This window comes from Streptomyces sp. NPDC051136 (assembly GCF_044455745.1).
Taxonomy (GTDB): Bacteria; Actinomycetota; Actinomycetes; order Streptomycetales; family Streptomycetaceae; genus Streptomyces.
This window is the reverse complement of sequence record NZ_JBITFE010000001.1, coordinates 11,360-36,505: the sequence shown is the minus strand read 5'-3', so window position 1 is coordinate 36,505 and position 25,146 is coordinate 11,360. Positions and strand designations below refer to the sequence as shown.

At 73.7% G+C, this 25,146-nt stretch carries 19 protein-coding genes and 1 pseudogene; 12 read left to right on the top strand and 8 right to left on the bottom strand.

The window, feature by feature from the left end; genetic code table 11:
* Positions 1 to 16: 16 nt before the first annotated feature.
* Positions 17 to 5,506 (bottom strand): annotated as a pseudogene (locus tag ACIBCJ_RS00160) (SDR family NAD(P)-dependent oxidoreductase); the annotation flags it as partial.
* A gap of 394 nt (positions 5,507 to 5,900) precedes the next feature.
* On the opposite strand from ACIBCJ_RS00160, the gene ACIBCJ_RS00155 reads away from it, so the two are divergent.
* Positions 5,901 to 6,800 (top strand): AfsR/SARP family transcriptional regulator, encoded by a 900-nt coding sequence (locus ACIBCJ_RS00155; protein WP_362091012.1) that lies wholly within the window; start codon positions 5,901 to 5,903, stop codon positions 6,798 to 6,800.
* Positions 6,801 to 6,861: 61 nt separating this feature from the next.
* Here ACIBCJ_RS00155 and ACIBCJ_RS00150 read toward each other — a convergent pair whose 3' ends face one another.
* The 3 genes from ACIBCJ_RS00150 to ACIBCJ_RS00140 form a co-directional block, all read right to left on the bottom strand.
* Positions 6,862 to 7,509, bottom strand: a complete 648-nt coding sequence (locus ACIBCJ_RS00150; RefSeq protein WP_365981417.1) for a TetR-like C-terminal domain-containing protein — start codon at positions 7,507 to 7,509, stop codon at positions 6,862 to 6,864.
* Between the two features lie 103 nt (positions 7,510 to 7,612).
* Positions 7,613 to 8,482: an SDR family oxidoreductase gene (locus tag ACIBCJ_RS00145; protein ID WP_365981416.1), complete on the bottom strand. Its 870-nt coding sequence runs from the start codon at positions 8,480 to 8,482 to the stop codon at positions 7,613 to 7,615.
* Positions 8,483 to 8,552: 70 nt separating this feature from the next.
* Positions 8,553 to 10,172 carry an FAD-dependent monooxygenase gene (locus tag ACIBCJ_RS00140; protein WP_365981415.1) on the bottom strand — a complete coding sequence of 540 codons (1,620 nt, stop codon included), beginning with the start codon at positions 10,170 to 10,172 and terminating at the stop codon, positions 8,553 to 8,555.
* A 245-nt stretch (positions 10,173 to 10,417) separates the two neighbouring features.
* On the opposite strand from ACIBCJ_RS00140, the gene ACIBCJ_RS00135 reads away from it, so the two are divergent.
* The 5 genes from ACIBCJ_RS00135 to ACIBCJ_RS00115 all read left to right on the top strand — a co-directional run bounded on the left by ACIBCJ_RS00135 (position 10,418) and on the right by ACIBCJ_RS00115 (position 13,604).
* The gene (locus tag ACIBCJ_RS00135) at positions 10,418 to 10,714 is read left to right on the top strand and encodes an antibiotic biosynthesis monooxygenase family protein (protein WP_365981414.1); all 297 of its coding nucleotides are present in this window, start codon (positions 10,418 to 10,420) and stop codon (positions 10,712 to 10,714) included.
* 4 nt (positions 10,715 to 10,718) lie between these two features.
* A complete protein-coding gene (locus ACIBCJ_RS00130) occupies positions 10,719 to 11,159 on the top strand; it encodes a nuclear transport factor 2 family protein (RefSeq protein WP_362513905.1) in 441 nt (146 codons plus the stop codon).
* 38 nt (positions 11,160 to 11,197) lie between these two features.
* Positions 11,198 to 11,659 carry a nuclear transport factor 2 family protein gene (locus tag ACIBCJ_RS00125; RefSeq protein ID WP_362090996.1) on the top strand — a complete coding sequence of 154 codons (462 nt, stop codon included), beginning with the start codon at positions 11,198 to 11,200 and terminating at the stop codon, positions 11,657 to 11,659.
* A gap of 69 nt (positions 11,660 to 11,728) precedes the next feature.
* Positions 11,729 to 12,496 carry an SDR family oxidoreductase gene (locus tag ACIBCJ_RS00120; protein ID WP_362513907.1) on the top strand — a complete coding sequence of 256 codons (768 nt, stop codon included), beginning with the start codon at positions 11,729 to 11,731 and terminating at the stop codon, positions 12,494 to 12,496.
* 34 nt (positions 12,497 to 12,530) lie between these two features.
* Positions 12,531 to 13,604, top strand: a complete 1,074-nt coding sequence (locus tag ACIBCJ_RS00115) for an LLM class flavin-dependent oxidoreductase (protein ID WP_362090990.1) — start codon at positions 12,531 to 12,533, stop codon at positions 13,602 to 13,604.
* A 95-nt stretch (positions 13,605 to 13,699) separates the two neighbouring features.
* Here ACIBCJ_RS00115 and ACIBCJ_RS00110 read toward each other — a convergent pair whose 3' ends face one another.
* On the bottom strand, positions 13,700 to 15,175 hold the full coding sequence (locus tag ACIBCJ_RS00110) for a GMC oxidoreductase (protein ID WP_365981413.1): 1,476 nt from the start codon (positions 15,173 to 15,175) through the stop codon (positions 13,700 to 13,702).
* 308 nt (positions 15,176 to 15,483) lie between these two features.
* Here ACIBCJ_RS00110 and ACIBCJ_RS00105 point away from each other — a divergent pair, with 308 nt between their 5' ends.
* The 4 genes from ACIBCJ_RS00105 to ACIBCJ_RS00090 all read left to right on the top strand — a co-directional run bounded on the left by ACIBCJ_RS00105 (position 15,484) and on the right by ACIBCJ_RS00090 (position 19,487).
* Complete coding sequence (locus ACIBCJ_RS00105; protein ID WP_365981412.1) at positions 15,484 to 16,530, top strand: acyltransferase domain-containing protein; 1,047 nt, start codon at positions 15,484 to 15,486, stop codon at positions 16,528 to 16,530.
* Between the two features lie 109 nt (positions 16,531 to 16,639).
* Positions 16,640 to 17,908 (top strand): beta-ketoacyl-[acyl-carrier-protein] synthase family protein, encoded by a 1,269-nt coding sequence (locus ACIBCJ_RS00100; RefSeq protein ID WP_365981411.1) that lies wholly within the window; start codon positions 16,640 to 16,642, stop codon positions 17,906 to 17,908.
* Positions 17,905 to 19,140, top strand: a complete 1,236-nt coding sequence (locus ACIBCJ_RS00095) for a ketosynthase chain-length factor (RefSeq protein WP_365981410.1) — start codon at positions 17,905 to 17,907, stop codon at positions 19,138 to 19,140. Before ACIBCJ_RS00100 ends, ACIBCJ_RS00095 begins: the two co-directional genes overlap by 4 nt.
* Before the next feature lie 71 nt (positions 19,141 to 19,211).
* Complete coding sequence (locus ACIBCJ_RS00090; protein WP_362090975.1) at positions 19,212 to 19,487, top strand: acyl carrier protein; 276 nt, start codon at positions 19,212 to 19,214, stop codon at positions 19,485 to 19,487.
* Between the two features lie 74 nt (positions 19,488 to 19,561).
* On the opposite strand, the gene ACIBCJ_RS00085 is transcribed toward ACIBCJ_RS00090, so the two are convergent.
* Positions 19,562 to 20,662, bottom strand: a complete 1,101-nt coding sequence (locus tag ACIBCJ_RS00085) for a phosphotransferase family protein (RefSeq protein ID WP_362090971.1) — start codon at positions 20,660 to 20,662, stop codon at positions 19,562 to 19,564.
* A gap of 235 nt (positions 20,663 to 20,897) precedes the next feature.
* On the opposite strand from ACIBCJ_RS00085, the gene ACIBCJ_RS00080 reads away from it, so the two are divergent.
* Positions 20,898 to 21,626 carry an SDR family NAD(P)-dependent oxidoreductase gene (locus tag ACIBCJ_RS00080; protein WP_362090968.1) on the top strand — a complete coding sequence of 243 codons (729 nt, stop codon included), beginning with the start codon at positions 20,898 to 20,900 and terminating at the stop codon, positions 21,624 to 21,626.
* An 80-nt stretch (positions 21,627 to 21,706) separates the two neighbouring features.
* The gene (locus tag ACIBCJ_RS00075) at positions 21,707 to 22,633 is read left to right on the top strand and encodes a zinc-binding dehydrogenase (RefSeq protein WP_365981409.1); all 927 of its coding nucleotides are present in this window, start codon (positions 21,707 to 21,709) and stop codon (positions 22,631 to 22,633) included.
* Positions 22,634 to 22,716: 83 nt separating this feature from the next.
* On the opposite strand, the gene ACIBCJ_RS00070 is transcribed toward ACIBCJ_RS00075, so the two are convergent.
* Together ACIBCJ_RS00070 and ACIBCJ_RS00065 are read right to left on the bottom strand one after the other, a co-directional pair.
* Positions 22,717 to 23,364, bottom strand: coding sequence for a hemerythrin domain-containing protein (locus ACIBCJ_RS00070; protein ID WP_365981408.1), 648 nt, complete (start codon positions 23,362 to 23,364; stop codon positions 22,717 to 22,719).
* A 63-nt stretch (positions 23,365 to 23,427) separates the two neighbouring features.
* A complete protein-coding gene (locus ACIBCJ_RS00065; RefSeq protein WP_365981407.1) occupies positions 23,428 to 24,999 on the bottom strand; it encodes a DHA2 family efflux MFS transporter permease subunit in 1,572 nt (523 codons plus the stop codon).
* Positions 25,000 to 25,146 lie beyond the last annotated feature (147 nt).

The following is a 25,146-nucleotide window of genomic DNA, read 5'->3' as shown; positions in this document are numbered from 1 at the left end:
CGACTCGGTCTGCCTTTCAGGAAGTCTGGTCATCGGTCGGCGGGCCGGAGAGTTCCGTGTCGATGAGGGCGAACAGTTCGTCCACCGACGCGGACTCGATCCGGGCCGTCGGCGCCGGCTCGTCCACGGGGTCGGTGCCCCCTGCCGGGGTGCCGAGCCTGGACGCCATCGCCTGGAGGCGGCGCCGCACCATGTTCCGGTGCCGCTCGTCCTCGTGGACCGCCGCCAGCAGGGCGTCGACGCGGTCCAGTTCGGACAGGACACGCGCGGACACGTCGGCCCCGGTCGGAGCCAGCCGTTCCAGCAGGTGGCCGGCGACGTCGCGCGGGGTCGGGTGGTCGAAGACCAGGGTGCCCGGCAGGTTCAGCCCGGTCGCGGCCGTGAGGCGGTTGCGCAGCTGCACGGCCGCCAGCGAGTCGAACCCGGCCTCCTGGAAGGCCTGGTCCGGGGCGATCGCGTGCAGGTCGGGCCGGCCCGTCACCCCGGCGGCCTCCGCCCGGACCAGGTCCAGGACGAGTGCCTCGCGTTCCGCCCCGTCCAGACCCGTGAGCCGGTTGGTCAGCGTGGCGTCACCCGCTCCGGCCGCGGGGCGCGCGCTCCGGCGGGCCGGCCCCTCGGCCAGGTCCCGCAACGCGGCCGGCACGACGTCGTGACCGCGCAGTGCGGCCCGGTCCACGACACCCGCGATCACCGCGCGGGCGCCGCCCTTGTCCTTGCCGAGGGCCACGGCCCGGTCCAGGAGACCGAGCGCCCGGTCAGCGGTGAGGGGCCTGAGCAGGGTGGCACCGGCCCGCCGCGCGAGGCCGCCGTCGGGGTGTTCCTCGTGCGCGTCGCCGCGTACCCACGGTGCCCAGGCCACGGCGGTGGCGGGCAGCCCGATCGCCTCGCGGTGGCGGACCAGGGCTTCGGCGTACGCTTCGGCCGCCGCCGTGTTCGCCCGGCCGGGGCCGCCGAGGGTGCCGGCCGGGGAGGAGCAGACGACGAAGGCGGTGAGGTCCAGGTGCCGGGTGAGTTCGTGCAGGTTGCGGGCGGCGACGGCCTTCCGGCGCAGGACCCGGTCGAGCTGGCCGGGCGTCATCGCGGACAGCAGTCCGTCCTCCGGCACACCGGCCGCGTGCACCACCGCCGTCAGCGGACGGTCCCCGGGTATCGCCGCCAGCACTCCGGCCAGCGCCTCCGGGTCCGCCGCGTCGCACGCGGCGGACGTCACCCGCGCGCCCAACTCCTCCAGCTCGGTGACCAGTTCGTCCGCTCCGGGCGTCCCGGCGTCATGGCGGCCGACCAGCAGCAGGTGCCGCACCCCGTGCGTGGCCACCAGGTGCCGGGCCAGCACGGCCCCGAGGGTCCCGGTGCCTCCGGTCACCAGGACCGTGCCGTCCGTCGTCCACGGCGGCCCGGCCGGATCGCCGGCCGGGACCGGACGCAGCCGGGGCACGTGGACCCGCCCGTCGCGCACCGCCGGTTCCGACTCCCCGGCCCGCGCCGCCGACGCGAGCAGGTCCAGCGGCGGGGTGTCCGTGTCGGTGTCGGCCAGTACGAGTCCGTCCACGCCTTCGGCGCCCGCGCTGCGCAGCAGGCCGCGTACGGCCGCGGCTTCCGTGTCGAGGCGCGTCGCGTCGTCCGGATCCGTGGCGACCGCGCCCCGCGACAGCACCACGACCGGTGTGCCGCGGAGCGCGTCCGCGGCCTGGAGTGCCTGGGCGAAGGAGAGCGCCCGGCGGGTTCCCGCGAGCACGTCGCCCGTGGACGTCCACGGCACGAGCAGCAGGTCGAAGGCCTCCCGGTCCGAGGCGGCGGCCCGGGCCGCCGCGTCGAGGTCCTCGAAACGGGTGGCGCCGGGCACGTCGGCGCCGACCACAGCCCAGCGGGCCGTCGGCTCGGCGGCGGTGTCGTGGGCGACCCACTCGATCGCGGACAGGCCCTCGCCGAGCGGTCCGGCGGCCGCGCGCAACTCGTCCTCGGGGACGACCCGGTAGGTGAGCGAACCGACCGTGAGCACCGGCCGCCCCTCGGGGTCCATGAGGTCCAGCCCGACGGTGTCGTCGTCGATGCGGGTCGTCCGTACTCCGACGGTGCCGGCCCCCACGGCGTGCAGCCGTACGTCGCGCCAGACGGCGGGCACGGCGATGCCTGCCGCACCGGCCGCCCGGGGGGCCTGGGACGCGGCCAGCGCGGCGTCCAGCAGCGCGGGGTGCAGGCGGTAGCGCGGGGCCTCGGACAGCAGTTCGTCCGGCAGGCCCACGTCGGTCGCGCCCGCCCCACCGCCGTGCCGCTCGCCGGCCGGGGCTCCGGTGCGCCCTTCGGCCGGGACGGGCGTTCGTGCGGGCCCGTCGGCCAGCAGGACTCCCCGGGCCGCGACGCGCCACGAGCCGTCGAGGGCGTGGCCGAGGTCTCCCGGGGCTGGCCGGACGTGGACGGTGACGGAACGCCGGCCGTCCTGGTCGCGTGCACCGACCCGGACCTGGATCTGGAGTCCCCCCTCCTCGGGCAGCGTGACCGGGGCGGCCAGGGTGAGTTCCTCCAGTACCGTGCAGCCCGTCTCGTCGCCCGCCCGCACCGCGAGTTCGACGTACATCGAGGCGGGCAGTGCGGCGGCGCCGAGGACGGTGCGGTCGGCCAGCCAGGGATGGGTACGGCGGGAGACGCGCCCCGTGAGCAGCACCTCGTCCTGGCCGGCGACCGGGAGCGAGGCACCGAGCAGCGGATGTCCGGCGCCCGTGAGGCCGAGGCCGGCCGCGTCCACGCGCCCGGCGCGCGCCTCCAGCCAGTACCGGGTGCGCCGGAAGGCGTACGTCGGCAGATCCACCCGCTGCGCCCCGGGCAGCACCCGCGGCCACTCGACACGCCGCCCACGGGTGTGCAGCAGGCCCAGCAGCGACGCCAGCGACTCGCCCTCCGGCCGGTTCGCCCGCAGCACCGGTACCACCAGACCGGGACCCCGTTCGGCTCCGGCCGAAACCAGGGCACTGAGCACCGCGTCCGGGCCGAGCTCGACGAAGAGGGCGACGCCCTCCTGCTCCAGGGCGCGCACCGCGTCGTAGAACCGCACCGCTTCGCGCAGTTGCCGCACCCAGTAGCGCGGCGAGCACGCCTCCTCCGCGGACAGCGCCTCGCCCGTCACCGTCGACACCAGCGTGATCCGCGGTGCCCGGAGCGACAGGCCCATGACGACCTGTTCGAACTCGTCGAGCACCTCGTCCATGTGCGGCGAGTGGAAGGCGTGGCTCACCCGGAGCCGGCGTACCCTCCTGCCCTCCGCTCGCCAACGCGCCCCGAGTTCCTCGACGCTGCCGGCGTCGCCGGACACCACGACGTTCTCCGGGCCGTTGACCGCCGCCAGGGACACCCGGTCCTCCAGTCCGGCCAGGTCGCCCGCGACCTTCTCCGGGCCGGCCTGGACGGCGAGCATCGCGCCGCCCTCCCGTGCCGCCCCCATCAGCCGGCCCCGCGCCGCCACCAGCCGGGCCGCGTCCGCCAGTGACAGCACGCCCGCCGCATGGGCCGCGGCCACCTCGCCCACCGAGTGACCCGCCACGAACTCGGGCACCACACCGAAGCGTTCGAGCAGCCGGAAGAGCGCCACCTCGAGCGCGAACAACGCGGGCTGGGTGTACTCCGTCCGGTCCAGCAGCCCGGCCTGCTCCGAGCCCTCCTGGGCGAACACCACCTGCTTCAGCGGTTGCGCGAGGTGGGCGTCCAGCTCCCCGCACACCTCGTCGAAGAAGGCGGCGAACTCGGGCACCGACTCGTACAGCTCCCGGCCCATTCCCGGCCGCTGCGCCCCCTGCCCCGTGAACACGAAGGCGAGGTGCGGTGTGCCGCGCGAAGACGACGGCCCGCTCACCACGGAAGCGTCCGGCGCCCCTGATGCCAGGGCCCGCAGACCGCGCGTCAGCTCAGCCCGGGTGCCGCCCACCACCACCGCGGCCGTGTCCAGCACGGCCCGCTCCGACACGAGGGTCCAGGCCACGTCCCGGGGGTGGGGACCTGCGTCGTCCGCCACGGCCGTCAGCAGCCGCGCCGCCTGACTCCGCAGGCCGTCCGCCGAACGCCCCGACACCACCCACGGCACCGCCGGCAGTCCGGTCGCGGGGTCCGACTTCACCGGCTCGGCCACCGGCTCGGCCGCCGGCTCCGCGGAAGCCTCCTCCACGATCACGTGTGCGTTCGTCCCACCGATGCCGAAGGAGGAGACGGCGGCCCGGCGCGGCGCCCCCGTCTGCGGCCAGGGCCTGGCCTCGGTGAGCAGTTCCACCGCGCCCGAGTCCCAGTCGACGCGCGGTGACGGGGTGTCCACGTGCAGCGTCTTCGGCAGCACCCCGCGCCGCATCGCCTCGACCATCTTGATCACACCGCCCACTCCGGCGGCGGCCTGGCTGTGTCCGATGTTCGACTTCAGCGAACCCAGGTACAGCGGACGCCCCTCCCGGCGCTGCTGCCCGTACGTCGCCAGCAGCGCCTGCGCCTCGATCGGGTCGCCCAGCCGCGTCCCCGTCCCGTGCGCCTCCACCGCGTCCACATCCGCGTACGACAACCCCGCACTGCCCAACGCCTCCCGGATCACCCGCTCCTGCGAAGGACCGTTCGGAGCCGTCAGACCGTTCGACGCACCGTCCTGGTTCACCGCCGAACCCCGCACCACCGCCAGCACCCGGTGCCCCAGACGCCGCGCGTCCGACAACCGCTCCAGCAGCACCAGACCCGCACCCTCCCCCCACACCGTGCCGTCGGCGTCCGCCGCGAACGACTTGCACCGTCCCGCCGGGGACAGCGCCCCCTGCCGGGAGAACTCCACGAACGAGGTCGGCGTGGCCATCACCGTCACGCCGCCGGCCAGTGCGAGGTCGCACTCCCCCCGGCGCAGGGCCGTCGCCGCCAGGTGGATCCCCACCAGCGACGACGAACAGGCCGTGTCCACGGCCACCGCGGGGCCCTCGAAGCCGAAGGTGTACGACACCCTGCCGACGGCGATGCTGCTGGAGGCACCTCCCGCGACGTAGCCCTGGACGTCGACGGGGATGTCGTCGAGGATGCCGGCGGCGAACCCCTGGTACATCAGCCCGGCGAAGACCCCGGTGCGGCTGCCGCGCAACGTGGCCGGCACCAGGCCGGCGTCCTCCATCGCCTCCCACGCGGTCTCCAGCAGCAGCCGCTGCTGCGGATCCGCCGCCAGCGCCTCGCGGGGCGACATCCCGAAGAACTCCGGCTCGAATCCGGCGACGTCCCGCAGGAAACCGCCCTCGCGCACATAGGACTTGCCCGCGCGATCCGGATCGGGGTCGTAGACGTCCTCGTCCCACCCCCGGTCGACGGGGAACGGGGAGACCGCGTCGGCGCCGCGGTGCACCAGCTCCCACAACTCCCGCGGGCTGCTCACCCCGCCGGGGAACCGGCACGCCATCCCGACGACCGCGATCGGCTCGCTCGCCCGTTCCTCCACCTCACGCAGCCGCCGCCGGGCATCGCGCGCGTCCGCGACCGCGCGCCTGAGGTACCCACGCAGTTCTTTCTCGTCAGCCATCGGAATCCAACCGCTTGTTTTCCCGCATCGCCAGTATCCTCACGAGGACGAACGCACCGAATTTCAGCAGGGCCACGTTCACGCAGACCCTAATCGGGGCCGAGTCATGCGCCGGTAACTCCTGCGCCCGTCGGGCCGGAGAGCGGATCGTTACCGCGGAGTTCCCCACTTACCCGGAGCGGGACCTCGCAGGTCAAGGCCGGTAGCGACCGAGAGGTCCGGCGGGCGTTGACCGCCGGTGGGCGAAAGATGTGCACACCCGATTAATCTTCGTTCCAATTCGGCGATTTCCCGCCGCACAAATCAGGGGGTACTGACCACCCCGCCGAGCGCGGGCAACTCGAATCCTGTCACTATTCCGGAAGGTGTGCGAGACGACGTGGAATTCTCCGTACTGGGACCCCTGCGCATGAGCGAGGGCGGGAAGTCCTACACGCCGACGGCCCCGAAGCAGCGACAGCTGCTCACCCTGCTGCTCCTCAACGCGAACCAGGTCGTGTCCACCGGCACGTGCATCGAGGAACTGTGGGACGACTCCCCTCCCAACAGCGCGCTCTCCACCCTCCAGTCGTACATCCTCCAGCTCCGGCGCAGCCTGCGGCGGGTGCCGCGGATCGGCAGTCTCCAGGCGGCCCGCCTGATCCTGGAAACCCGTGACGGCGGCTATCTGCTGGCCGTAGGCAGCGACGAACTCGACACCAACCGTTTCTGGTCCCTGGTGCGCGAAGGCCGTTCGGCACTCCACCACGACGACGTGCGGGCGTCGGCCTGTCTTTCCGAGGCCCTGCGGCTGTGGCAGGGGGCGGCGCTCTCCGACGTACAGCGCGGTCCCGTCCTGCGGGCCCTTCTCGTGGGCCTGGAGGAGGAGCGCACGAGCGTGCGGGAGCAGCGCATCACCGCGGACCTCCGGCTCGGGCGGCACCAGGAACTGCTGGGTGAGCTGAGCCGGCTCACGGCCAAGTACCCGATGCACGAGGGCCTGCACGCCCAGTTCATGCTCGCGCTGCACCGCACCGGCCGCCGCACCCAGGCGCTGGAGGTGCTGCGGCAGCTGAGCACCGTGCTGCGCGAGGAGCTGGGCCTCGATCCCTCGGCGCGGGTGCGCCGCCTGCACCAGGCGATCCTGGCGGGCGACCCGGCCCTCGACGTCCCGGCGTGCACCGACTCGGTACTCACCGCCGAACCCGGCGCGCCGGCCGGACGGCCCACGTCCGCGGCCGGCGACCTGGTGGCCGCCGGAGCTCCCGCGAGGCGTCCGGAGCGGCTCGTACGGCACTGAGCGTCGCCCGACGCCGCGGCGACGCTGGCCGGAGGCGCCCGGCCCCCGGCACGGGGGCGTCTCAGCCCCGCCCGGCCCGCCGCACGGGTCCGGGCCGGGACGCCGCGTTGGCCACGAGGAAGGCGTCGACGACGGAGTGCACGTACTCCGTGCCGAAGGTGCGTTCCGCGAGGAGCCGGTGGAACATCAGCGGGCCCGCGAGCTGGTCGATGGCCAGCTCCGTGTCCAGGCCGCCGGGGAGTTCACCGCTCTCCTTGGCCTGCTCGACGATCGCGCGGAAACCGCCCGAGCCCGCCTGGTACAGCGCCTCCTTCAGCTCGGCGAACGCCGGGTCCACGCCGGCGCGCTCGATGACCACCCGCATTCCGCGCTCCCCCACCGGGTCGTGCAGCAGGGCGCGCAGGCCGTTGAGTTGAGCGATCAGGTCGTCACGGAGCATGCCGGTCCGCACCGGGCGGGCGCTCGCGATGCGCTCGGCGATGGCCTCGTAGATAAGGGACGGGGAGTCCGGCCAGTGACGGTACAGGGTGGTGCGGCCCACGCCGCTGCGGGCGGCGACGGCGACGTGGGTGACCGCGGCCCACCCCTGCTCCACCAGCAGTTCCTGGGCCGCCGCGAGTGCGGCGGCCCGGCTGCGGGCCGCCCGCGGATCCATGCCGCGCTCCGGCGCCCGCTGGCTGCGTCCTGCGGCGTCGGCAGGCGTGGACATGACTACTCCCGGTGGTTCCTCGATCCGCTGTCCGGTACAGAGTGTGCCAGTTCTTCCTCCTCGCCGCCCGGGCGGGCCGGTCCGCCCGGGCGCGGCGGCGCCCTCACGCGCGGTAGAAGTCCAGGTGGTCGTGGACCCACACGGCGAAGGAGCGCGGCTCGCGGCCGAGGACCTCACGTACGTCGGGCGACAGCCGCCCGTGCAGTTCGCTGCCGTGCTCGATCGCCTCCCGCAACGTCGTGATCACCCCGTTCACGGTCTCCTCGGAGAAGTGGCGCAGCATCATCTCCCGGTGTGCGGCGAGCGGGACGGTCTCGAAGCGCAGGTCCCGTCCGAGCAGCGAACCGATCACGGCGAGCTGCTCACGGCCGGTCAGCGCCTGCGGCCCGGTCAGTTCGTAGACCCGGCCCTCGTGGCCCTCCTCGGTGAGTGCCCGCACCGCCACCTCCGCGATGTCCCGCGGGTCGACGATCGCCTCGGGCACGTCCGCGAGCGGGCCGCGGGCGACTCCCTCGGCCTTGACCGACGCGGCCCAGCCGAGGTTCATGCTCATGAATCCGTTGGGCCGCAGGATCGTCCAGGGCACCCCGGAGTCCCGCAGCGCCTCCTCCGCGATCCGGTGCCAGTGGCCGAGCGGATTGGTCTTCGGATCCCCGGCCACCTCCACACCGAGGGTGGAGAGCTGCACGATGTGCTCGACTCCCGCCTCACGCGCCGCGGCCACCAGGTGGGCGTCATGGGTCGCCTTGTTCGCGCCGAGCGACATCAGGAAGACCTTCTGCACGCCGTCCAGCGCGGGCGCCAGCGTCTCCGGGCGCCCCAGGTCGGCGGCGACCACCTCCAGGTCCGTACCCGTGGCGAACCCCGCCCGCCCCGGGTCCCGGGTGAGCGCCCGCACCTTGTGCCCGCCCGCGCGCAGCAGCGACAGGACCTTTCCGCCCACGTTGCCCGTGGCTCCGGTCACCAGAATCATCGTCGTCTCCTCGTTCGTCCTTGCAGGGTCGGGGGTGGGTGGGGGCCGAGGGCCGTGGGGCCGCCCTTCCTCAGGGGGCGGGCTCCGGGCGGTCCAGGACGGTGCGCAGGGCACGCTCCAGGGCCTGCCGCGCGGCGTCGGTGTCCGCGGCCGGACCGGTGGAGCGCCAGGCGACGAAACGGTCGGGCCGCACCAGTACGGCGCCCGCCGCGCTCACGCCGTAGCTCTTCTCCCACTCGGGACCGGTGAGCCGGTGCACCGGCAGGGTGATGCCGAGCCGACGGGCCGTCGCGGCGGCGGCGTCCGTCCAGGCGCCGCCCGTGCCGTCCCCGGTGAGCAGGACGAAGGAGCGGCCGAACAGGGCGGTGGTGGACGCGGCCGGCGAGCCGGCGGGCAGCCGCACGTAGGGCGCCCGTGATCCGGGGCGGCCGGTCGGGGCGGCCGGGTCCTCCAGCAGTTCCCCGGCGTCGCCGGGCTCGCGGACCACCGCGCCGTTCGCGCACCGGTAGCCGAAGGCCTGGACGACGGGCGGGAGCGGCGCCGCGAGCGCTCCGTCGTCGAGGTAGGACGCCAAGCGCTCCACGGTGTTGCGCAGCTGCTGCTCCCCGATCATCTCCGAGACCGGACGGCGCTCCGCGTCGTGGCTGTCGAGCAGGCCGCCGCCGGCCTCGCCCTTGACGACCATCGCGAGTTTCCACGCCAGGTAGAAGCCGTCGGTGATCGCGGTGTTGCCGCCGAGACCGCCCGGCGCGGGCACCAGCCTGGCCGCGTCGCCCACCAGGTGGACGCGGCCGCTGCTGAACCGGTCGGCGATCTCGCTGACGATGTCGGTACGTCCCGTCTCGACGACCTCCAGCGGCAGACCGGGCAGGCCGAGGCCGGTGCGGACCAGTTCCGCGCACCGCTCCTCGGTGAAGGCGGCGAAGTCCGGCGGGTCCTCGGACATGCCGAGCACGTAGCCGTAACGGCCGGGCACGTCGGTGGTGTAGAAGACCCCGGGCACGGGCTGCTGGAGCCAGAAGAGCGCGAACTTGCGGCCGTCCGCGACGCCGGGCAGCTCACGCAGCGGCTCCCTCAGGTCGGCGTCGAAGAAGACCCGGAAGATCTCGCCGAGGTTGCCGCGGCCGTGCATGCCGATGCCCATCTCCTGCCGCACGCGGCTGTGCGCACCGTCGGCGCCCACCGCGTAGTCGGCGGTCACCGTCCGCTCGGCGGCGGTGTGCACGTCCCTCAGTACGGCCGTGACCGCGTCCGCCGACTGGGTGAGCGAGACCAGCTCGGTGTCGAAGCCGAGTTCGGCGCCGAGCTCCGCGGCCCGGTCGGCCAGGATCACCTCGGTGCGCTCCTGGCCCGCCATCGCCCAGTCCTCGGGGGAGACGTGGCGCATCGCCATCTCGCCCTCGGTCATGATCCGCGTGAGGACGGGCCCCGCCAGGCTGTCGGCCACCACCATGTAGAACTCGCCGGTGCCGGCGTCCGGTCCGGCGGCCGCGATCCGGTCGGCGACGCCGCCGATGCGCAGCGCCTCCATGGTGTGGGGGTACTGCCCGCGCGCCTTCATGACGACCGAGGTGCCGGGGTGCTTCTCCACCACCAGCGACCCGACGCCGTGGAGCCCCAGGAACAGCGCGGTGGTGAGGCCGGCGAGGCCGCCGCCCACGATGAGTACGGGTACGTGCTCGTCCGACACGGCCACTCCTCGGGTCGCTTGGGTCGCTTGGGTCGCTTGGCTCGGCTCGGGTCGTCCCGCCGCCGTCGCACCGGGCCGGCGGGCCGGGCGCCCAGTCTGCGGACGGCCGTTGGAGCACCGATGGGGTCCCGGTGGGCGACGCGCTCCTCCAGCGCCGCCCCAACAGGTCATCAGCGGGGGCGCCGAAGGTGGCGGGGGCGGTCCGCGCGAGCGCCGCCGTCACCCTTCGAGACACAGGAGTCGCCGTGGTCGTCTTCGTCAACAAGCTGACGCTCACCGGAGCGGCCGAGGACCTGGAACGCGTCTACGCCCATGTCGCCGAGTTCATGCGCACCCGCCCCGGTCTCGTCCGCTACCAGCTCGTCCGCTCGCAGAGCGACCCCTCCGTGTACTTCAACGTGGCGGAGTGGGAGGACCAGGCCTCGTTCGAACAGGCCCTGAAGGAGCCGGAGTTCCGCAGCCGGCTCAAGGCCCTGGGCACCGTGATCAAGGGCGAGCCGCACCTGTCCGACCTGGTCGAGTCCGGCGTCGGGGAGGCCTGATCCGGTGTCCGGACCCCTCAAGATCACCAGCCCGGTCGACGCGGAGACGTACTCCCGCATCACCCAGTTCTACGCCCATCAGATGCAGCTCCTCGACGAGCGGGCGGCCGAGGAGTGGGCCGACGGCTTCACCGAGGACGGCGTCTTCGAGCAGAACGTGAAGCCCGAGCCCTGGTCGGGCCGCGCCGTCATCGCCGAGCGGATGCGCGCCGGAATGGACCGGCTGGCCCAGCTCGACGTACAGCGGCGGCACTGGTTCGGCATGGTCGCCGCGCAGCGGCAGGACGCCGGGACCGTGCTGACCCGCTACTACGCGATGGTCTTCGAAACCCCGCGCGGCGGTCGGGCCGCCACCTACCTCAGCACCACCGGCGAGGACGTCCTGGTGCTCCAGGACGGCCAGTGGCGGGTCAGGCACCGCCTCATCACCCACGACGGCACCTGAGCGGGCCGACGTCGAGCGAAGGAAAGAAGGTTGTGAGCATGACCGAGCTGACACGCGAACGCGTGGCCGCGGCGTACGCGTCACTGGTGACCGGGGACCGGGAGCAGATCCTCCAGTACTGGTCGCAGGACGTGCGCTTCCAGATGCCGGGCAACCACCAGTACTCCGGCTGGTTTGTCGGTCTGGACGACTACCTGGAGAAGATGGGCAAGCTGATGGCCGCCACCGGTGGCCGCATCTCCTCCGAGACGCTCGACGTCCTTGTCGACCAGGAGGCCGGTGTGTCGATCGACGTCTACCGCCTCGACGGCTACCGCGAGCACGCCAAGGAGGGCGCGACCTCCCCGTACGAGCGGCTTCAGGTCGAGGGCGTGCACATGCTGCGCTGGGAGGACGGGCGGATCGTCGAGGGCCGCAGTGCCCTGTTCGCCGACGGTGTCACCCAGGGCAACCTGTGGTGGTCCCCGGTGGGCGCCGACGGCGAGCGCTACGAGTACTGACCCTTCGCGAGGCCGTCCAGGTGCGTGCCCCCGGCACGGCCTCGCGCATTCGAGCGAGGAAGTGCAGCCATGACTCAGCCAGCGCAGGGCCCGCTCCGGGACCGGGCCGTGGTGATCACCGGCGGTGGTACGGGAATCGGCCGGGCGGCCGCGCACGCCTTCGCCGCCGAGGGCGCCCGCGTCCTGGTGGTCGGCCGCAGGGCCGGCGTGCTCGCCGAGACGGCCCGCGGCCACGAGCGCATCCGGTCCTTCAGCGCCGACCTCTCGGACCCCGGGGCGGCGAGTGCCGTGGTGACGGCGGCGCGGGACGCACTCGGCGGCATCGACGTCCTGGTCAACAACGCCGTCACGATGAGGTCCGCCCCCCTGGGCCGGGTCGACCCGGCCAACGCCCGTGACCAGGTGGCCACCAACCTGCTCGCCCCGCTGTTCCTCACCCAGGAGGCACTGCCCGCGCTGGAGTCCGCCAAGGGTCTCGTCATCAACGTCACCACGGCCGGCAACCAGCGCGGCTGGCCCGGCCACTCGGTCTACGGCGCCACCAAGGCCGCCCTCGACTTCCTCACCCGCACCTGGGCCCTGGAACTCGCCGCCAGGGGGGTCCGGGTCGCGGGCATCGCCCCCGGTCCGGTCGACACACCGATCGCGGAGCACGCCGGGCTCGACGCCGAGGGGATCGCCCGGCTGCGCGCGCGGCAGCGCGAGCGGGTGCCGCTCGGGCGGGTGGGACGGCCCGAAGAGGTGGCCTGGTGGATGGTGGCCCTGGCCCGCCCCGAGGCCTCCTTCGCCACCGGCCTGGTCCTGCCCGTGGACGGCGGCGCGAGCGTCGTCTTCTGACCGTCCTCACGACTGCCAGCACAAGGGAGCCAGCATGGAATTCGGCATCAACTTCTTCCCCACCGTGGGACCGGAGGACAAGGACGCGGCGGACTACTTCGAGGAGAGCCTGAACCTGGTCGCCCTCGCCGAGGATCTCGGGTTCGACCACGTCAAGACGGTGGAGCACTACTTCTTCAAGTACGGCGGCTACAGCCCGGACCCGGTCACGTTCCTCACCGCCGCCGCGGCCCGCACCAGCCGCGTCAAGCTGGTGACGGGTGCCGTCATCCCCGCCTTCACGCACCCGCTGAAGCTGGCCGGCAAGCTGGCCATGCTCGACAACATCTCCCGCGGCCGGCTCCAGGTCGGTTTCGGACGCGCCTTCCTGCCCGACGAGTTCGACGCCTTCGGCATCGACATGGACGAGAGCCGGGCACGTTTCGACGAGGGCATCCGAGCCTGCCGGAAGCTGTGGAGCGAGGAGGACGTCGTCTGGGACGGCACCTTCCACTCCTTCGGCCCGGTCACCCTGCTGCCGCGGCCCTACCAGCGCCCGCACCCGCCGATCCTGGTGGCGACGGCGAAGACGCCGTCCTCCTGCGAACAGGCCGGCCGGGACGGCCACGGCCTGATGATGGTCCCCTCGATCAACAAGCGCGAGGTCGTGCAGGACATGATCGGCCTGTACCGCAAGGCGTGGGCGGAGGCGGGCCATGCCGGGGAGGGCGAGATCCACATGAGTTACCACGCCTACCTCAGCGAGGACCCCGACGAGGCCAGGGCCAAGGGCAAGGAGTACTCCCGGCGCAGCAACGCGGTCATGCGGGACGCGGTGGCCGCCTGGGGAGAGCGGCGCAGCGAGGTGTACGCGGGCTACGAGAAGGTCGTGGAGAACATCGCCCGGGCCGACTTCGACCGTTCGCTGGCCGACAACAAGGTGCTGGTCGGCACCCCGCAGGAGGTCACCGAACGGCTCCGGACGATCCGCGAGTGGTTCGGGGACATCACCGTCAGCCTTCAGGTGATCTCCGGCAATCCCAGCCACGAGGAGTCCGTCCGCAGCATGCGGCTCTTCGCCGAGCAGGTCGCCCCGCACTTCCGCACCCCGTCGGCCACCGCCGGCTGAGCGGACCGCGGCAACCGCACGAAGGCGGCGCCTCCCGGTGCACCGGGAGGCGCCGCCTTCGTCGGCTCCGGAGCGCTGACGACGTGCCGGAGCGGTCAGCGGGCGCCGGTGAGGTCGCGGACCAGCAGCGACGTCACGCGGGCCGCGACGGCGGCCACGGTCAGCGCCGGCGGGACACCGGTGCCGGGCAGCAGCGAACCGTCCACCACGTAGAGGCCCCGGTAGCCCTCGACCCGGCCGGCGTCGTCGGTCACGGTGCCGAGCGGCACGCCGCCGACGACGTTGCCGCCGGTGGTGCCGATGCGGCTGAACGCGGTGCGGCTGCCCGGGTTCGCGTCGTTGAGCCGGTCCAGGGTGTGGGCGATGGCCGACTGCGCGCGGGCCAGGGCCGGGTCCTCGGCGGGCCAGTGCAGGACGACGTCGTCCTTGTCCGGGGCGTAGCGGAAGACGCCCAGCGCGGGTGCCGGCACGGCCCCGATGGTGGTGGTCCAGCCCTCGCCCTCCGGGGCGTCCGGCCAGGGGAAGTTGAGCAGGGACACCGGTCCGAGCGGGTTGTCCTGCCAGTCCCGCGCGAAGATCGCCGCGGGGCCGCCCTGCCGGGGGTTGTTCTCCGCCATGCCGGTACGGGCCGTGATGACCTCGCTGTTGCCGACCCGCGTGCCCAGCGCGCCGTGCAGGGCGGGCAGTACGCCGCTCTCCCTGGCGCGCAGCAGCAGCCGGTTGGTGCCCAGGGTGCCGGCGGACAGCACCAGCCGCTTGGTGGTGATCCGGTGACGGGACAGCACCTCGCCCCGCTCGTCGATCGACTCGTAGTCGACGTGGTAGCCGGTCGCATCGTCGTCGGCCGGGCGCACCGCGGTCACCACGCTGAGCGGCCGCACGTCGATGTGCCCGGACGCCTCGGCACGGGCCAGCACCGTACGGTCGAGGCTGCGCTGGGCGCCGCTGTTGACACCGAAGACGTTCAGGCCGTCGATCTGGGACCGCACCCGGGTGCCGGCCATCTCCTCGCGGACCACGTCCCAGTCCACGGCGAGGTCGACCTTGTCCCACGGGATCCCGGCCTTGTCGAGCTGGTCGGCGAACGACCGGGCCGACCGGTAGAACTCGGACCCGTAGACGTCGTCCGGGATCGGTGTGCAGCCGATCAGTTCACGCGCCTGCGGATACCACCGCTCGCGCATCTCCCGGTGGTCCAGGACGTCGCCCAGGGTCCGCCGGAACAGTTCGGCCGAGGGCTCGCACATCGTGCCGTTGGTGGCCAGGGACGCCCCGCCCACGCCGGTGCCGGCGAGGACGTTCATGCCGCTGCCCTCGACGAACTCCAGGACGCCCGTGTAGACGTCGAGCTTCGCGTCCGTGAGCGGTGACGTCTCGCTGAGCCAGGCGGCACGTCCGTCCGGCTCGGTCTGTGTCGCGAAGGTGTCGCCCGCGTCGTCGACGGGCCAGCGGCGCCCCCGTTCCAGCACAACGGCGTCGACCCCCGCCTCCGCCAGCCTGAGGGCGGCGATCGAACCTCCATAGCCGCTGCCCACGATCACCACGTCGGCGCGGTGCTGCTGCCTCTCCACCGAGGGGCCTCCCTGCGTCTTTCGTCCCGGACTGTTGAACACTTCGGACACACCCGACCCGTCAAGCCCAACGGCCGCCGGACGACGGTGGGTGACCGTGGTCCGGCGGCCGTGTGCGGTGGGCGCGCGCCGGCCGAGGGGGACGGGTCACGTTCCGTCGGCCGTGCTTCCGAGTGTGGGGACGAGGGCTGGAAGGCAGATGGGGGCCCGCTGGAGAGTCCGGGCCGGGCCGGGCCGAGACCGATCCTCCAGGGCGTGGTGCCAGAGTGCGGCTCCCGCCGTTCGGCCCCGGCCCCGAGGAGACACTCGTGCGTCCCACCAGTTCGTCCCCCGCTCCGGCACCCCGCGGTGTCGCCCTGCTGTTCCCCGGGCAGGGGGCTCAACAGCACCTGATGGCCGTGGGGTTGTACCGCGCCCACCCGCCGTTCCGCCGCCTCCTGGACGAGGTGTTCGACGTGTGGGGCGCCGAGGGCGCCGCGCTGCGCGCCGACTGGCTGTCCGGCTCCCCTGCCGTGGACCTGGACGGGGTACGCCGCGCCCAGCCTCTGCTGTTCGCGGTCGACTGGGCGCTGGGCCGGATGGTGCTCGACTGGGGGGTGCGGCCCGCGGCCCTGCTCGGCCACAGCGTCGGCGAGGTGGCGGCGGCCGCCCTGGCCGGTGTCTTCACCCTGGAGGAGGCGGCCGGGGTGATGGCCGAGCGGGTGGCGCACATCGAGTCGGCTCCGGCCGGCGGCATGCTCGCCGTGCACGCGGCCGCCGCCGACATGGCGCCGTACCTGCACGACGACGTGGTCGTCGGCGCCGTCAACGCACCGCGCCAGGTGATCCTGGCCGGTTCCGAGGCGCCCCTGGCCGCGTCGGAGGCGAGGCTGCGCGCGGCGGGGTTCACCTGTCGCAGGACCCGCGCCCTCAGCCCGTTCCACAGCCCGGCCCTCGGCCCGGCCGCGCGGGCGGCGCTGCCCGCGCTGTCCCGGCTGCCGCTGCGGGCTCCGCGGCTCCCGCTGCACTCGGCGTACACGGCAGGGCGGCTGAGTCCCGGCACGGCGAGAAACCCGGAGTTCTGGGCCGCGCAGCCGGCCACCCCGGTGCTGTTCGGCCCCGCCCTCGACGCGCTGCTGGGCACGGGCGAGCTGCTGCTGCTGGAGGCCGGCCCCGGGCAGGGGCTCACCGCGCTGGCCAGGCGGCACGCGGCGGTCGGCGCCGGCCGCTCCGCCGCCCGGGCGCTGCTGCCGGTACGGGCCCGGGGCGACGCCTCGGACCTGGCCGTGCTGCGTACGGCGGTGGAACGGCTGCTGGCCGACGGGTGTCTGGCGCACGACCCGCTGCCGCTCGCGGCACCGGCGAGCACCCCCTGAGCGGGCCCAGCACGCAACCAGAGGTCCACCATCCCGCCACCAGGCAGGGCTGCGAGCGTGACAGGCCGGGGCCGGTCACCGGACCCCGCCGACTGTGAGTGAGGATGTCATGGAACGTCGCATCGTCATTACCGGGATCGGTGCAGTGGCCCCCGGGAAGCCGGGCGCCAAGGAGTACTGGGAGCTGATCTCGAACGGCCGCACGGCCACGCGGACGATCTCCTCCTTCGATCCCGCGCCCTACCGGTCCCGGGTCGCCGCCGAATGCGACTTCGACCCCTTCGCCGCCGGACTGGGCCGGCAGGAGGTCCGGCGCATGGACCGGGCCACCCAGTTCGCCGTGGCCGCCGCCCGCGAGGCGGTCGCCGACAGCGGCCTGGACCTGCCCGCGGACGACCCCGCCACCGTCGGGGTGTCCCTCGGCAACGCCGTCGGCTGCACGACGAGCATGGAGCGGGAGTACACCGTCCTCAGCAACGAGGGGGCCGACTGGCTGGTGGACCACCGCTACGCCGTGCCGCACCTCTACGACCACTTCGTGCCGAGTTCCATCGCGGTGGAACTGGCCCGTCTCGTGGGCGCGCAGGGCCCGGTGGCGCTCGTCTCGGACGGCTGCACCTCGGGGCTCGACGCGATCGGCCAGGCCGCGGACCTGATCCGCGAAGGCAGCGCCGACGTGGTGATCAGCGGGGGCACCGACGCCCCGATCTCACCGATCACCGTGGCCTGCTTCGACGCCATCAAGGCGACCACTCCGCGCAACGACGATCCGGAGCACGCCTCGCGCCCCTTCGACGCCACGCGCAACGGGCTCGTCCTGGGCGAGGGGGCCGCCGTGCTGGTGCTGGAGGAGCTGGAGCACGCCAGGCGGCGCGGCGCCCGGATCCACGCCGAGGTCGCCGGCATCGGCACGCGCTGCAACGCCTACCACATGACCGGGCTGCGGACCGACGGCACGGAGATGGCCGACGCCATCTCGCACGCCCTCGCCGAGGCCCGCCTGGCACCCGAGTCGATCGACTACGTCAACGCCCACGGGTCGAGCACCAAGCAGAACGACCGGCACGAGACGGCCGCCTTCAAGACGGCACTGGGGCGGCACGCCTACGACGTCCCGGTCAGTTCGGTGAAGTCGATGATCGGGCACTCGCTGGGCGCGATCGGCGCACTGGAACTGGTCGCGTGCGTGCTCGCCATGCGCGACGGGCTCGTCCCGCCGACCGCCAACCTCCACGAACCCGACCCGGCCTGCGACCTCGACTACGTACCGCTGCGGGCCAGGGAGGCGCGGGTCGACACCGTGCTGAGCGTCGGCAGCGGCTTCGGAGGCTTCCAGACGGCCGTCGTGCTGGCCCGTCCCGAGCGGGCGGCGGCATGACCGCCGACGGCGAGGTGCGCGCCGTGGTCACCGGTGTCGGGGTGGCCGCGCCCAACGGGACCGGCACCGAGGCGTACTGGGCGGCGACGCTGGCCGGACGCAGCGGCATCGCCCCGACCACCCGCTACGACGCGAGCGGGTATCCGCTCCGACTGGCCGGAGAGGTGCGGGACTTCGAGCCCGCGAAGCACATCCCGAGCCGCCTCCTCCCGCAGACGGACCACGCCACCCGGCTCTCCCTGTACGCGGCCGACGAGGCGCTGCGCGACAGCGCGCTCGATCCGGACCGGCTCGCCCCGTACGGCATGGGGGTGGCCACGGCCTCGTCCATGGGCGGGTTCGAGTTCGGGCAGCGGGAGCTGCAGAACCTGTGGAGCAAGGGCGGGCGGTTCGTCAGCGCCTACCAGTCCTTCGCCTGGTTCTACGCCGTGAACACCGGGCAGATCTCCATCCGGCACGGCCTGCGCGGCTCCAGCAACACCGTGGTCACCGACGCGGCGGGCGGTCTGGACGCCCTCGGGAACGCCCGGCGGCAGATCCGCAAGGGAACCACCGCGATGCTCTCCGGCGGCGTCGACGGCGCCCTGTGCCCGCTCGGCCTCGCCGGGCATCTCAGCTCCGGTGCGATGAGCGGCGGCAGCCGGCCGGACCGTGCGTTCCTGCCCTTCGCCGAGGACGCCTCGGGACAGGTTCCGGGCGAGGGCGGTGCGTTCCTGGTCCTGGAGGACATGGCGAGCGCACGGCGGCGCGGTGCCCGTTCCTACGGTGAACTCGCGGGCTACGCGGCGACGTTCGACGCCGCCCCGCAGGCGTCCGGCCAAGCCGGTGCGGGCCTGGTGCGCGCGATCCGGCGGGCGCTGGACGACGCCCGTACGGCACCGGGCGACGTGGACGTGGTGTTCGCGGACGCCGCCGGTGTGCCCGAGCTGGACCGGGCGGAGTCCCGTGCGCTCGGTGAGGTGTTCGGACCGGGCGGCGTCCCGGTGACGGCGCCCAAGAGCATGACGGGCCGGCTCTGCGCGGGCGGGGCGTCGCTGGACCTGGTGACCGCGCTGCTCGCCCTGCGGGACGGGGCGATCCCGCCCACCGTGAACGTCTCGCGCCCCGGCCCCGGGCATCCGATCGACCTCGTCACCCGGGAGCCGCGCGAAGCGGACCTGCGCCGCGCGCTGGTCGTGGCCCGCGGACGCGGCGGGTTCAACGCCGCCGCCGTCGTACGACGGGACGCCTGAGGACCGGCACGGCGTCTCCGCTTCCCTCCTGTCCCTCTCCCAGCCCCACATCCACGCCGAAAGGACAACTCATGAGCGACGCCCACGCGACCGTGCCCGAACTGACCGTGGAGGACCTCACCGGCATCATGCGGTCGTCCGCGGGCGAGGACGAGTCGGTCGACCTCGACGGCGACATCCTCGACTCCGCCTTCGCGGACCTCGGCTACGACTCCCTCGCACTGCTGGAGACCGTCGCCCGCATATCCCGTGACTACGGTGTCGAGCTGGGCGACGACGTCCTCGACGGTGTCGAGACACCGCGGGACCTCCTGACGGCGGTCAACCGGAGCTTGGCCGCCGCGTAGCCGCCGCACTCCGGCACCCGGCACCCGGCACCCGGCACCCGGCGGTCGCGGAGACTGCCGGGTGCCTTGCTTCGTCAGCGGGGCACCGCCGCGCCGCCCTGCCGGGCGGCCGTCTCCCGGAGGACACGGGCCAGCAGACGCGTGGCGTTGCGGTGCAGCGGGAAGTCGGTCCCGGGCGGCATGATGCCGCTCTCCTCCAGCAGCCGGGTCACCCGCGCGGTGAGCACGCAGAACCGGAACGCGGCGAAGACCTCGTAGTACGCCAGGTCCCGCACGACGTGGCCGGTGAGCCGCTCGTAGTGGCGCACCGTCTCGGCGCGGTCGGGGAGGCCGGTGAGCCGTGCCGCGCCGATGCCCTCGCTCAGGTGCCGGTCCAGGTGCAGGAACCAGGCCAGGTCCGACTCGGGCCGGCCCAGGGCGGCCATCTCCCAGTCCAGTACGGCGGCGGGTGTCTCCCCGTCGTAGACGATGTTGCCGAGCCGGGCGTCGCCCCACAGCAGGCGGGGCCGGCCGGGTTCCCCGGGCCGGTTCTCCCGCAGCCAGGCCAGCGCCGCCGTCGCGGCCTCGTTGCCGTCCGCGCCGTAGTACGGCAGAAGCCTCGTGTACTCGGTCAGCTGCTGCGTGAGGTGACCGGTGCCGTACTCCGGCCGGTCGAGGAAGCCGAGGCCGAGCGCGTCCGGGTCGAGCCGGTGGATCGCGGCGAGCATCTCCACACCGCCGAACCAGACGGCGCGCCGGCTTCGCGGCGCCAGCTCCGCCAGCCAGCCCTCCCGGTGGTACGAGGGGAAGTCGGCGGGCACCTGGCCCTGGATCCTGCGCATCACCAGGAACGGCGCCCCGAGTACGGAGGAGCCCGGCTCGTGCCCCAGCAGGGGCGCCACGGGAACGTCCGTCCGGTTGAGGGCCTCCAGCAGCCCGACCTGCTCCGTCCAGCGGTCGTCGGGGTGGAGGCGGTGCCCGGTGGGAGCCACCCGCACGGCCAGCGGTTCGCTGCGCCGGGTTCCGTCCTCGGTCCACTCGGCGTCGCACAGCAGGATCTCGCCGGAGAATCCGGCGGCGCCGGGCACCCGGACCGGGCCGACCCTCACCTCGTCGGCGCGGGGTGTGCGGTCCGTGAGCCAGTGGGCCAGCGCCAGGCGGGTCTGTTCGTGGTCGCGCTGCACGGGAACGGGCACGGCTGACTCCTTCAGCGGTCGGCAGGGGCCCGGACCGCGATGTCCGCTCCGGGCGGGAGCCCGAGTATCGCCGCGGCTCCTGGCACCGGGGTCCAGGGGTGCTGGAGGGGTGTCCCGGCCCGCGGGCCCCGCGTCTCCAGCCGGTCTCCCTCGCCCCGCCATCCCGGCGAAGCAGCATCGAGGTCCCGGAACCCGCCGCGGACTCCTCTCCCCGGCCGGAACCTCAGGAGGAGCGATGCAGTTGCAGGGCAGAACCGCCGTGGTCACCGGCGGCACGCGCGGCCTGGGCAGGGCTGTCGCACGGGCACTGGCCGACGAGGGCGCCGTGGTGGTCGCCGCGGCCAGGGACGTACCGCCGGACCCGCAGGACAAGGGCGGCCGGGTCGTGCACGTCAAGGCCGACGTCACGGTGCCCCAGTCGATGGCCGACCTGATGCGCACGACCCACGAGCGGTACGGCGGTCCGCATATCGTGGTCGCCAACGCGGGAGTGAGCAGGCCCGGTCCGGTGTCGGTGCTGTCCGACGACGACTGGGACGCCGTGGTCGACACCAACCTGACGGGGGTGTTCCACACGGTCAGGGCCGCGGTGCCGTTCCTCCGGGAGGCCGGGTCGGGCCGGGTCATCACCGTGTCCTCGCTGCTCGGGCGGCGTGCCATGCCCGGCGCGTCGGCGTACTGCGCCGCCAAGGCGGCCGTGGAGCGGTTCACGGAGGTCTGCGCGCTGGAGCTGGCGCCCAGCGGGATCACGGTCAACTGCCTGGCTCCCGGTTTCACCGAGGAGGGGCAGGGTCGCGCGCTGATGGACAACGAGAAGGTCTGGCCGCGGCTGAGGGGCACCCTGGCCACGGGACGGCCGGGCACGGGGAGCGAGGTCTCCCGCGCCGCCGTGTTCCTCGCTTCCCCGGAGAGCAGCTACGTGAACGGCGCGGTGCTGCCGGTCGACGGCGGCGTGCGCTGGTGACCGGCGCCTCTTCTTTCCGGGGTCCCCTCGCGTTCTTCCCGGTATTCCCTCGCGACGACAGCCACGGAGGCGACTGACAGGTGCGAGCACTCACCACTCCCGCGGACGGCGGTACCCAGCTGGGACCGGTGACGGTCCCGGAGCCCGAACCCCGCCCCGACCAGGCCGTGATCGAGGTCAGGGCGGTCTCCGTGAACCGCGGCGACCTGTCACTGCTCGGCATGCTGCCGCCGGGCTCCCGGCTCGGCTTCGACGTGGCCGGCACCGTGGTCCGCCCGGCTGCCGACGGCAGCGGACCGCCCGTCGGCAGCCGGGTGGCCGGCGTGGCCGAACGCGACGGCTGGGGCGAGCGGGTCGCCCTGTCGACCACCCGGCTCGCCACGCTTCCGGACAGCGTCGAGTGGGCCGACGCGGCGGCCGTCCCCGTGGCCGGCCTCACCGCGTTGTACGCCCTGCGGCACGCGCGGTCCCTCCTGGGCCGACGGGTCCTGGTCACGGGCGCCAGCGGCGGGGTCGGCCGGATCGCGGTCCAGCTCGCCCGGGCCGCCGGGGCCGAGGTCGTCGCCTGGGCCGGTTCGCCGGAGCGGCTTGAGGGGCTGACCGCGCTGGGCGCCGCCGAGGCGACCACCTACGACGCGGGTCCCGCCGCGACCGGGCCGGTGCACGTCCTCGTGGACAGTGTCGGCGGCGAGGTGTTCCGGAGCGCGTACCAACTGGTCGAGCGGGGCGGCACCGTCGTCTGCTACGGCAACACGACCCGCTCCGACCTCTCCCTGCCCTTCGACTGGGGACACGCCCGGCCGGGTGTCCGGCTCCGGTACATCCACCTGTTCGACGAGATGCCGCGCAGACCCGTCGGGAACGATCTCGGCGTGCTGCTGCGGCTCGTCGCCAAGGGTGCCCTGGACCCGCAGGTCGCGCTCGTCGGCGACTGGACGGACCCGGGGCCCGCCCTGCGCGGCGTCGGCGAACGACAGGTCAACGGCAAGGCCGTGCTGCTGTTCTGAGCCGGGCGGGACGGGCTGACCGGTGCCGGACGCGGCGGGGGATTCCGACGTCCGGCACCGGAGTGCGGGCAGGGCGGACCGCGTCAGGAGGCGGCCTTGCCCCTCCAGGGCGAGCTGCGCTCGTACTTGGGCCGCCACACCGCCCGGTACACCAGGCGCAGCGGCGCCGGCACCCGGCCCAGCACGTCGCGCCGTTCTCCCTCCGACGCCCCGTCGAGCAGCCACGGGAAGAAGGTCGACGCGCCCTTGATGCCGACCTGGTTGCGCTGCTCCGTCACGAACGCCTGCCACTCGGCCCCGGTCAGCTCGCTCTCCAGCAGCGGCAGCGCCTGGGCCTCCTCGTGGTCGAGGTGGTCGGTCAGGCAGGCGGCGACGCCCGCCATGAGTTCCGGCAGCTCCCGTGCACGGTCGTCCTGTCCGAGCACCGCGTCGACCTTCTCCACGGCCGTGTCGAGCTGGGCGTGTTCGGACTCCATGGCCTGGAGCATGCCCAGTGCCTCCTCCCGCCCGGCCAGTCTGGTGCGCAGGACGGGCCACAGGGAATGGTCCTCGGCGAGGTGATGGATCGACAGGTAGGTCCTGAAGAGCCGCCAGGCCTGCCGGAAGGCGGCGGGGTCGTCGTACTGCGCCGCCTCCAGCAGCCGCAGATCCCGCCGGAAGGCGCGGTGGATCGCGTACATCATCGTCAGGTCGACGGGGGGTGCGCTGCCGGTCTGCGCTCGAGCGTTCACTGCGGTCTCCTGCGGATCGGGGGTCGGTGCGGGGCCGGGCCGGGGCCCGGTGACGGTCCGGGCTCAGACCACGACGGCCATCTCGGCGTTCTCCGCGTCCTTGGCGGAGACCCGGATCACCAGGACGGCGAGGGCGAACGCACCGAGCAGGACGAAGCCGGTCGCCAGGAACGCCGTCCCGTACCCGTGCGCGAGCGAGTCGAAGACCGCCTTGCGGACCTCCGGCGGCATGTGCGCCGCGTCCGCCGGCCCGTATCCCTCCGCCGAGTCGGCGGCGGCCGCGCCCATCAGCTCGGTGAGCCGGTCCTTGGTGGCGCTGATCGCGACCGTCCCGAGGGCCGCGAGCCCCAGGGCGGCGCCGACCTGCTGTCCGGCGTTGAGCAGGGCGGAGGAGACGCCGGCCTGCGCCTTGCGCACGCCTGCCACGGCCGCGAGGGTGAGCGGCACGAAGCACAGGCCCACGCTGCACCCGGAGAGGATCAGCGGGCCGAGCAGGTCGCTGCTGTAGCCGCCGTCCTCGCTGAGCCGCGAGAACCAGAAGAAGGCCACGGCCGCCAGCAGGGTCCCGGTGGCGAGCAGGATCCGCGGGCCCACCCGCCCCACCACCTGGCTGCTGATCGTCGCGAAGACGGCCGCACCCACGGCGAACGGCAGGAAGGCGAAGCCGGTCCTGAGCGGGCTGAAGCCGAGCACGATCTGCATGAAAAGGGTGAGGAAGTAGAAGAGGACGATCATCCCGGCGCCGAGTGCCAGCATGATCGCGTACGCGCCGGTGCGGTTGCGGTTGCGGAAGATGCTCGGCGGCATGAGCGGGGAGCCGCTGCGGAACTCGATGACGACGAAGAGGGCGAGCAGTGCGGCGCCGACGGCGAGCGGCAGGACCGTGCCCGAGCTGCCCCAGTCGTCGGTGGCCGCGTGGATCAGCCCGTACACCAGCAGGGACATGCCGGCCGTCGAGGTGACGGCACCGGGCAGGTCCAGGCGCCGCCCCGCACGGGTGGCCCGCTCGGCGGGGAACGCCTTGACCGCGGCCAGCAGCAGCAGGACGCCGATGGGGACGTTGACGAACAGCACCCAGCGCCAGCTCAGGGCGTCGGTGAAGACGCCGCCCAGGACGTTGCCGAGCGCGCCGCCCGCACCGCCCATGGCCGCGTAGATTCCCATGGCCCTGTTGCGTTCGCCGCCCTCGGAGAACGTACTGGCGATCAGCGCCAGCGCGGCGGGGGCGACCAGGGCTCCGGCCACGCCCTGCACGGCCCGGGCGGCGATCAGCCAGCCCTGGTTGGTCGCCAGGCCGCCGAGCAGCGAGGCCACCGTCAGCAGTGCGATGCCGATGAGCAGGGTGCGGCGCTGACCGTACAGGTCCGCGATCCGCCCGCCGAGCAGCAGCAGTCCGCCGAAGGCGAGTGCGTAGGCGTTGACCACCCACTCCAGGTCGGTCGCGGAGAAGTCGAGGGCTCCCTGGATGGACGGCAGCGCCACGTTCACGATCGAGACGTCGAGCACGACCATGAGCTGGGCGACCGCGATGGCGGCCAGGGCCAGCCCCTTGCGGGAACCGGATTTCGCTGCGGCGCCGGCCTGCGGGGAAGCGGGCGGGGACGCGTGAGCCTGCCCCAGGGATCGTTCGGACACCAGAATCTCCTGCCGGTGAGCGATGGGAAGGGGGATGTGCGGGACGGCTCGTCGACCAGGTACGGAACAACTTGCCCCACAACTACGGAACAGTATGTCCCGCAGTGATGTCCGGTGCAAGTTGTTCCACACGGCGGACCCGCGCCT